Raw genomic sequence first — 983 nt, 5'->3', positions numbered from 1 at the left:
CCTCTGACTGCTCCTGTTCACCCTCCGGAAAGGGTCACAGGACCTCCTGAGTTACACCACTCGGAGGGGCGCTACCGCGCCAGCACTTGGGCAATGCATCTGATGCCGTGATTCAACAGTTTGAGCGGTGGTGGGACAAGTACGGGGTCTCACTCGCTCAGATTGATGCTGAGGTCAAGGAAGCAGAGGCAGTAATGCATGGGTTCTTGAAGGAGTTGGGATATGAGTGATTTAGCGATAAGACCCCTTGGGGAACTAATTCTGATAAAGAAGGGCAAAAAACCAGCATCAGTCGCTACAAACAGAAGAAACGAAGCGGACAGACCCTATCTATTGATTGAGTCCTTTGGAGGCAACTACAAATCATTCACCGATGACTCATCCTGCCCATACTCCTCCAGGGAAGATACTTTGTTGGTCTGGGACGGCGAAAGGTGCGGTCTGACAAGCACGGGTCATGAGGGGTATATAGGACCAACGCTCGCATCAATAAGAGGATCAACAGGGGATCTAGAACCAAGTTACCTATATCACTTCCTTGCAAGCAAGCGAAAAGCAATTAGAAACTCCGCTGAAGGCACAGGAGTTCCACATGTATCCAGGAGGTTTCTTGAAGGCATAGAGATTCTGCTTCCCCCACTCCCCGAGCAGAAAAAGATCGCCGAGATACTCTCTGGGATTGACCACTTGATCCGCAGAGAAGATGAGTGTCATGACGCTATGTCTTCTCTTCTTCAATCTCATCTTCGCTCTCAGCGATTCTCAAATGGTGAAAGTATTGCAATTTCAGATGCATGCCTACTGGTTGCCGATTGCATACACAAGACCCCAGTTTTTGAAGAGACAGGATTCCCCATAGTGAGAACGCCAAATGTCAGAGACGGGAGGTTGGTCCATGAGGGGATGAAGGGCACCTCGAAAAAAGAGGAATTCCAAGCCTGCAGTCATCTACAAAAAAACGCCTTACGGCGCCAAGGGGTCTA

Annotated in this window: 1 protein-coding gene; it reads left to right on the top strand. The window is 49.5% G+C overall.

The window, feature by feature from the left end; all coding sequences use genetic code 11:
* Positions 1-222: 222 nt before the first annotated feature.
* Positions 223-983: restriction endonuclease subunit S (locus AC01FP_RS17825; protein ID WP_474482103.1), on the top strand; the 761-nt coding region annotated here is incomplete at its 3' end.

This window comes from Cyanobium sp. NIVA-CYA 375, assembly GCF_056108345.1.
Note: the sequence above shows the minus strand (reverse complement) of the source record. Positions and strands in the feature narration are given on the sequence as shown.